Consider the following 7,241-nt stretch of genomic DNA (forward strand, 5'->3'; position numbering starts at 1 on the left):
GGATCAGTCTGGTGCAAAAAATTTCATCCAAAACGAGCAGTATTTCGTAATGTATGATGCAGGGGTATTCGGAAATGGATGTCTTTTGAACAGTTTGCAGTCAGTACGGAACATCTGCGTTATGAACACTGTTGATCACATCGCGGGTCATACCTTTCACGGGCGCAAGGGTGCGATCGATAATTCGTTTCGCTATTCAATCGATTATGTTCTGTTTGACCCTGAAGCATGTGCCAAGACGCCCTTTTTGTTTTCGTTCAACAAGGTGAATCTGACCGGATGGCGAGATAGCGATCACGGTGGCGAGCCTGGTCGGGGTCGCGGCGCGATTTGGCTGCGTGAGTGTTTTGAGGCGCAGGGTATTCCTCAGCCGGATCAGATCACTCTGTTGACCCAACCGCGCATGCTTGGGCATGTGTTCAATCCCGTGAGTTTCTGGTTCTGCTTTGATGATGGGAATCAGCTCTATGCTGTGGTTGCTGAAGTGACCAATACTTATGGTACGCGTCACAGCTATCTGTGCCACAAACCCGATCATTCGCCCATTGCGTCAACAGATCGGATACTGGCTGACAAGTTGATGCATGTCTCGCCGTTTCAAGAAATTGAAGGAACCTATACATTTCGGTTTGATTATCGCGACGAGCGCGTGGGTGTCTGGATCGATTATGGTCGCGACAGCGGGGGGCTGATCGCCACCCTGACGGGTTCACGCCGGCCGCTTAGCAACCGCATTATTCTTAAATCGCTCTGGCGCCGACCGTTCGGAGCGCGAAGGGCGGTGTTTCTGATCCACTGGCAAGCGCTCAAGCTATGGGTCAAGCGCGCCCGTTTCAGCCCCTTTCGCACCGCTCCCGTCCCTGATCAGCCTGTATCGCGTTCACATCAGTAAAGCCCTCTGCTTTGCGCAAGATCAAAGACGGTCGCCTGTGGCATCGTTCAGATAACAGTGAACCGCGAACACGAGGAGTTGGGACATGTTGGAAATCTCGGCAAGAAAAATCGCTCAGGTTGCCATGATGGGGCGAGAGCTGAACCGGGCCGAGGGCGAATTACGCGCATTCATCGAACGCATGAGCGAGGATGAACAAGCAGAACTGGTCGCCGTCATGTGGGTCGGTCGTGAGAGCTTCTTCGCTGAAGATCTGGCCGAGGCCATTGCAACCGCAAAGTCCGAGGCCTCAACCCCTTGCGCGGATTATCTGATCGGAACGCCGCATTTATCCGATCACCTGGAAAATGGGTTGGATGCGCTGGGAATCTCTGCTGAAGATGTCGAAAACGATCTGATGTAATCCCTGATCTCGCGTTATGGCGTATGGATTGGTCCGGATGCTGGCGCGTCGGATTGGTTGATCCGCTTTCATTAAACAATATTAATGCGGCGTTCCTACGAGGTTAATGTCGAGTTCTTTTATCAGGTTCATCAACGGCAACGATGAATACTGGAGGAATTCGACATGGCACACGTTAATACAACCGCAGCTGATCATCGGTCTCTGTTCTTCGGCCAGTTTGCGAACCAGCCTGAGGCGCCATCTGCATGGCAGCGTCGCAGAGTTTACAACAAGACGATCCGAGCGCTTGAAAAGCTCAATGATCATCAGCTTAGCGATATCGGCATCTCACGCGCTGAAATACGGCAGCGCGTATATCGAAACGTTTATCACAACACGCCCTATCAGGCCTGCTCTTAGGCACTGTCCGGTGCGATCCGAAAAGCAATCTATGTAAGTAAGCGCGAGGTAACGAATATGCTGGATAGTAACCCAAACCCGAAACAGACCGTGTCTAACAGTGCGCTGTTGTTGTTCGATCAGGCGATGAGAATGCGCGCAATCCAAGCCGATATCGTTCGCGCCGGTCAAGAGCTGAACCGTCTTTCAGATTTCGAATTATCAGAGCTTGGAATCAATCGCTGCGATGTTGAAGCGGTGATAGCGCAATATATTTGACGGCCGTCAGCGACGCCACAATGTGATCAGCCGCTTCGCGTGTTCGAAGCGGCTGATTGCGTTTTAGGCGGTGTGGTCCACGATCTGTAGGTGTTGCGCCAGTGTGTCGATCTCACCCATCCAACCCTGTACCAGTTTCGGATCACTTGGCGCGGCGTGGACACCGGCAGGGATAGCACGGTTCAGGACGGCTTCGACTGCAAGGGACACCGGGATCGATACCAGACGGGCCATGGCCGTGCCGCGTTCGTCACCCCAAGCGTCCATGACATAGGTCTTATGCCAGACCTCAACGCCGTCTTTCTCGGCTTTCAGGCCCACACACAGAACCACGCGGTCGGGTTCGCCCTCGTCATAGGCGTTTTCTTCCCAGAACTGATCCGACATCTCTTTCAGGCGGGCGTCGCCTTCCGGCCCTGCGAGGGTCTCGATTTCAGTAAACACATCCGACCACGCGTCAGCCCAACCGTTCAGGCGCAGGGTGCCGCGGACAAATTCCTTGACCGGCCAGTGATCCTCGAACTGGTACTCGGCCTTAAAAGGGATTGAATCGCGGTTCGGGTAGACCTCGAAGCTTTCGGGCGTGGGCAGCGGGGCGATATAGCTGCTGATCGCGTCCCATGGGCGCGCGACGTCCAATGGGGCATAGTCGCGGATTGATTTCGACGGTGAGCGCAGCGCCTTTAGAACACCCAACGGTGACCAGCTGAACTTGTAGCGGAACGGGTTCGGGTTCTTCGGGATCCCGCCGCAATACGAGATAAAGCTTAGGTGGTTCTGGGGATCGAACGCGTCCGATGCGCGGTAGTCGGCGACCAGAGCATGCGCCATCACGTGGTCGATCCCAGGGTCCAACCCGATCTCGTTGACAAGCGCCACACCGGCCTCGCGCGCCTTGTCGTCCAAAGCGCGCATCTCGGGCGCGATGTAGGAAGACGACACAAAATTGGCCTCTTTTGAAATTGCCAGCTCTGCCAGTGGCACATGCCAGTCACCCGGCAGCATCGAGACGATCACGTCGCCCTTCTCAAGCACCGCGCCTAAGGCGTCGATGTCGAAGGCGCGGATGTCATCAGTCAGGTCTCCGACCTCGGCCTTGGCCTTCTCGACAGTCCGGTTCCAGACAGTGACCTTGTGCCCGCCTTCGATTAGGCGGCGCAGGCCGGGGATGGCCGACAGGCCGGTGCCACACCAGTGAATCGTCATCTCTCAGATCCCTTCGATATGTGTTTTGTAGGTTGCCTCAGCCCGCCCCCAGACACCGCTGTCCAGATCGGTCAGCGTCAGCAGGGACGGTAGCAGTTGCGCCGCGTAGTCTTGCGAGCTTTCGACGGGCAGCATCGACGGCAAATTGTCGATGGCCATTACATCCATGACCGGGTTGGTCGCCACGCGCAAAGCAGGGGCGTTCCATGTGGTGGCACGGTCATAGACCGGCACTGGGTTGTAATCGCTGTCCGGGTCGCAGGCCACGTCGCCGATGGCCGTCAGACTGCGTTGTGCGCTCAGAGCATCGCGCGGGACAAAAACCGGGGTGCCCGGTCGGGCGAAGATGCAGTTCAGGAAGAGATCGTGATCAAGGATTTCGGGAAATGGCCCGCCGCTGGACGTCTCGGCAATGTCCCATTTGGTGACGGCGACCCCCATGGCCTCGCACATATCGGCGGCGCCGGTCCCGACACGGCCTAACGCGCCGATGACGATGGCGCGGGGACGGTCGGCTCCTGTAGCGTCCAGTTCGGCCATCAGTTCATCATTCAACGCGTCTTTGTTGGCATAAACACCAACGGGTGGGCATTCCTGCCCGCGTTGCTGCGCTGCCCATGTCTTCAGTGTAACCGCAGCCCCGGCGTAACCGGCCCAATAGCCAAAGGCAGCAACCCTGCGGCCATCTGCGTCCACCAGATATTCCAAGTCATAAAGCGTGCCGCCACCGGCCTTAAACCGCCGCAACAATTCGCGTCCAGAATGCTGACCCTTATAAGCATGGCCAAACATGATGTGGCGGTGAGGCAAGGGCGTGCCATCCTCGGGCAGCTCTTTTAAGCCAAAGACGATTGCGTCAAGCGGGGCTTCTGGCCACGAATTCTCGGATGCGATTTCGCAACCTGCCTGCCTGTAACCATCCAAAGGAATAGCCCGTACAGAGCTTTCTTCGACCGTCACCCGAATGCCTGCAGCGATCAGTGCGGCGGCACCTTCAGGGGTAAGCCCGACCCGTTCCTCGTTCGGGCGCTGTTCCGCCCGGACCCAGAGATGTGTCATCATACTTCCTTTTGTCAGAGCATTCCGGCGGCGCGCACCGCCTGAACCGATGGCCGAGCCTCCATCGCCTCGCGGAAGGCGATGATCTTGGGAAAGGCCGAAACGTCGACGCCGTCACCTTCCAGCCAGCTACAGACCACATAGAGGTAAGCGTCGGCTAGCGAGAGTGTCTCACCCAACACGAACGGACCACGCAGCCCGTTTGAAACGATATAGTCGCATGACGCGGTCATCGTCTGGGGTACCTTGTCCTTCATGTCCTTCCAACTGGCCTTCTTGTCCGCCCAACGAGGCCCGCGCAGTTTGTGCGCGTGGTTCACATGCATGGTCGAGGCCAGATAATACATTACCTCCCGCATTCGCGCTGCCATCACGGGATCTGCCGGAACCAGCCCGGCCTCGGGTGCTTTGGCGGCAACAAACTCCAGTAGGGCGCCGGTTTCAGTCAGAATGCCACCATCAACCGCAAGCGCAGGTACACGGCCTTTGGGATTAATTTGCCTGTACGCGGGCTTTGTCTGCTCGCCACCGGCGAAATCAAGCTGCACGGCTTCATATTCCAAGCCGGCCTCTTCCAGCGCAATCGCCACAGCGACTGAGATTGTGCGGGGGGCAAAATAGAGCTGCATCCGTGCCTCCTTACAGGTGGGTTTGTGCAAAATGCCGATCTGGTGCTTCCAGATGGGGCACTGCATTGAACAGGACCGGGCTCAGCTGTGAACCGATTGGGTGCAGACGATGCATCGACGTATTCATGATGGCAAGCGCCACCCGTGCCATCGAAGTGATATCCAGCATCATCGCCTGCCGGACCACCATCGAGATCAGCCCCCCGGATGTCACAACAATCGCGGGCCCGCCTTCGGTCCCGATGTCGCGCAACGCGTCGCGGACGCGGGTTTCAAATTCGACGAAGGTCTCTGGCGGGTTTTCAATTTCGCCATTGGCCCACGCGGTAAATGTCTTGGGAAGATGTTCCACAAACTCTTCGCGGTCGATTGGAATCGCCACGCCATGTTGCTCATGAAACAGCTGCGCGAGGGTGAAGTACTCAATTTCGTTGAGGCGCGCGTCGTGCACAGGTTCGGCCAAACCCATGCTGGCTGCTGTCTCCACATGACGTGTAAGGGTGCCGCAATAGACCCGAGGGTGATGGGCCTGGGTATCTTTCAGATGCGCACCCAGCCAACGCGCTTGCTGGTGGCCCAGATCGCTGAGCCTGTCGTAGCTATTCTCGTCCCGCGCGGCGGTGTTGGCCTGCCCGTGACGCACCAATGTAATGAATGACATTTCGAACCCTCTTGCGACGAAGTCTTAGGGCAGCTTCGCGTTCGGGGCCAGAGGGGTTTGGGGAAAAACTGCATCAATTCACGCCCCTCCCTTGCGAGCTAATCTGACGGGCGTATTGTGCATTCTGGTTGATCGGGGGAATGTAATGGCAGTCGACGAAAAACGGTTTCTGGAAGATCTGCATAAATTACGGCAGTTCGGAGCTTCTGGCGTGGGCAAAGGTGTCATTCGGCCTGCTTATTCTGAAGCTGACATTGCAGCCCGTCATTGGCTGGCAGGCCGCATGGCCGAAGCCGGGTTGACCCCCCATTTCGACCCGGTTGGAAACCTTTTCGGATTAGCCGAAGGACCGTCGCTGTTGATGGGGTCGCATTCAGATAGCCAACCCGAAGGCGGTTGGCTGGATGGCGCGTTGGGTGTGATCGCAGCGCTTGAGGTCGCGCGGTCCAGTGAGCAACCTATTTCAGTTGTCAGCTTTCAGGATGAAGAAGGTCGGTTTGGTGTCACAACGGGCTCGGCGGTTTGGTCTGGCGGATTGGATCTGGAACGGGCAGATGAGCTGACTGACCATACCGGAGAGACCTTTGGTTGCGCACGCGCGGCGATGGCGGATTGTGCCGCTAGTTTCGTCGACCCGGGTCGGTTCACCGGGTTTATCGAAATGCATATCGAACAAGGCCCCTCGCTTGACACGCAAGGTGACCAGATCGGTGTTGTTACCGACATCGTCGGCATTCGCGATATGGTGGTTCAGTTTGATGGCCAGCAAAACCACGCAGGTACAACGCCCATGCACCTGCGACGCGACGCATTTCAAGCGCTGTCCCTGTTCAACACACGCCTTAATGACCAATTTCGTAACGTCGTAACGCCGCAAACAGTCTGGACAATTGGGCATGTAGACCTGCATCCCAGCGCGTCCTCAATCGTGCCGGGCCGTGTGCGTTTTTCGATGCAGTGGCGCGATGGAGATGCAGATCGGCTGGCAAGGATGGAAGAGATCATTCGCAACACCGCGAGCGATATCGCCGCACAATCGGGTGTGGAGCTTAGCTTTGGAGCCCTTCTGGGCTTGGAGCCTGTGGCGATGGATCACAAACTTCGCAAAGCGCTGGAAGCGGCTGCCGAGCAGATCGCGCCAGGCCGGTGGCGACGGATGCCATCAGGGGCTTTGCATGATGCAACCAATGTTTCGCGCATGATGCCGGTTGCGATGCTGTTTGTCCCGTCGATTGGTGGAATCAGCCACGATTTTGCCGAGGATACAGTCGAAACTGACCTGGTTGCTGGCCTCAAGGTTCTGGATTGTGCGGTTCAGAAACTGAAGTCATCAATGTGATAAGGTGCTGTAAGATCTGGGCTTCTACCATCGTATGGTCTGGGAAGGATTGAAAAAGCAAAGCAGTAAGTTAGGCGTGATCTAAAGAGTGTTGCTTAATGGAAAAAAGTTTCCTATAGGAACATTATTAAAGCATACACTCGCATACGAGCTTGGCCAGCCCTTGGTCTGCGATCGAAAACTGAGGGTGAATCGTTGCAAAATATTCAGCTTGGGTCAGACTGACGGGATAGCTTCTGTTCACTATATAATTAGAAGGTAGCCATCATGACATCCTTAAGACGCACGCCTCTTCACGCTTTGCATGTTGAGTTGGGTGGTAAGTTGGTTGATTTTGCTGGGTGGGAGATGCCTGTTCAGTATCCATTGGGGATTATGGGGGAGCATAAGCA

General features: G+C 56.3%; 9 protein-coding genes and 1 pseudogene. 6 read left to right on the plus strand and 4 right to left on the minus strand.

Translation table 11 applies throughout. The features are described 5' to 3' along the window. Window positions 1–121: 121 nt before the first annotated feature. The 4 genes from ACRZ91_RS20790 to ACRZ91_RS20805 all read left to right on the plus strand — a co-directional run bounded on the left by ACRZ91_RS20790 (window position 122) and on the right by ACRZ91_RS20805 (window position 1,955). The gene (locus ACRZ91_RS20790) at window positions 122–892 is read left to right on the plus strand and encodes a DUF1365 domain-containing protein (RefSeq protein WP_170703578.1); all 771 of its coding nucleotides are present in this window, start codon (window positions 122–124) and stop codon (window positions 890–892) included. 85 nt (window positions 893–977) lie between these two features. Beyond that, window positions 978–1,295: a DUF3775 domain-containing protein gene (locus ACRZ91_RS20795; protein ID WP_010438669.1), complete on the plus strand. Its 318-nt coding sequence runs from the start codon at window positions 978–980 to the stop codon at window positions 1,293–1,295. 165 nt (window positions 1,296–1,460) lie between these two features. Then, window positions 1,461–1,697 (plus strand): DUF1127 domain-containing protein, encoded by a 237-nt coding sequence (locus tag ACRZ91_RS20800; RefSeq protein WP_480606739.1) that lies wholly within the window; start codon window positions 1,461–1,463, stop codon window positions 1,695–1,697. A gap of 57 nt (window positions 1,698–1,754) precedes the next feature. After that, window positions 1,755–1,955: a DUF1127 domain-containing protein gene (locus ACRZ91_RS20805; RefSeq protein ID WP_170541719.1), complete on the plus strand. Its 201-nt coding sequence runs from the start codon at window positions 1,755–1,757 to the stop codon at window positions 1,953–1,955. A gap of 63 nt (window positions 1,956–2,018) precedes the next feature. Here ACRZ91_RS20805 and ACRZ91_RS20810 read toward each other — a convergent pair whose 3' ends face one another. Genes ACRZ91_RS20810 through ACRZ91_RS20825 form a run of 4 tightly spaced genes read right to left on the minus strand, consistent with a single transcriptional unit; the run spans window position 2,019 to window position 5,510 of the window. After that, window positions 2,019–3,161, minus strand: coding sequence for a saccharopine dehydrogenase family protein (locus ACRZ91_RS20810; protein ID WP_480908307.1), 1,143 nt, complete (start codon window positions 3,159–3,161; stop codon window positions 2,019–2,021). Window positions 3,162–3,164: 3 nt separating this feature from the next. Beyond that, window positions 3,165–4,220 (minus strand): saccharopine dehydrogenase, encoded by a 1,056-nt coding sequence (locus ACRZ91_RS20815; RefSeq protein ID WP_480908309.1) that lies wholly within the window; start codon window positions 4,218–4,220, stop codon window positions 3,165–3,167. 14 nt (window positions 4,221–4,234) lie between these two features. Continuing rightward, on the minus strand, window positions 4,235–4,849 hold the full coding sequence (locus ACRZ91_RS20820) for a glutathione S-transferase family protein (RefSeq protein ID WP_170471854.1): 615 nt from the start codon (window positions 4,847–4,849) through the stop codon (window positions 4,235–4,237). Between the two features lie 10 nt (window positions 4,850–4,859). Beyond that, on the minus strand, window positions 4,860–5,510 hold the full coding sequence (locus ACRZ91_RS20825) for a histidine phosphatase family protein (RefSeq protein ID WP_010438686.1): 651 nt from the start codon (window positions 5,508–5,510) through the stop codon (window positions 4,860–4,862). Between the two features lie 145 nt (window positions 5,511–5,655). On the opposite strand from ACRZ91_RS20825, the gene ACRZ91_RS20830 reads away from it, so the two are divergent. Continuing rightward, a complete protein-coding gene (locus ACRZ91_RS20830) occupies window positions 5,656–6,849 on the plus strand; it encodes a Zn-dependent hydrolase (RefSeq protein WP_480908311.1) in 1,194 nt (397 codons plus the stop codon). 267 nt (window positions 6,850–7,116) lie between these two features. Continuing rightward, a pseudogene (gcvT, locus tag ACRZ91_RS20835) lies at window positions 7,117–7,241 on the plus strand (glycine cleavage system aminomethyltransferase GcvT); the annotation flags it as partial.

It is taken from the genome of Ruegeria sp. O11 (genome assembly GCF_056535285.1).